Annotated in this window: 1 protein-coding gene; it reads right to left on the minus strand. The window is 61.8% G+C overall.

Annotated features, from left to right (window positions below; genetic code table 11):
- A partial coding sequence (locus R0J92_RS23440) for an SDR family NAD(P)-dependent oxidoreductase (RefSeq protein ID WP_411053444.1) occupies window positions 1-267 on the minus strand: 267 nt, incomplete at both ends.

A 267-nucleotide genomic window follows, 5' to 3' on the forward strand; every position in this document is an offset into this window, starting at 1 on the left:
GGCAAATGGCGTTGCAGCGGATGCCCTTGGCAACATAATCGGCGGCGACGGCCTTCGTCAGGCCGATAACTGCGGCCTTGGTGACGCCATAGGCAAAGCGGTTCGGCACGCCCTTCACGCTGGAAGCGACCGAGGCCATGTTGACGATGGCGCCGTCCTTGCGTTCCAGCATGCCCGGCAGCACGGCGCGGATGGTGCGGATCATCGCCTTGACGTTGAGATTGACCGCGAAATCGAGGTCTTCGTCCTTCATTTCGAGGATCGAGC

Source organism: Tritonibacter sp. SIMBA_163, from assembly GCF_046535935.1.
Taxonomy (GTDB): domain Bacteria; phylum Pseudomonadota; class Alphaproteobacteria; order Rhodobacterales; family Rhodobacteraceae; genus Epibacterium; species Epibacterium scottomollicae.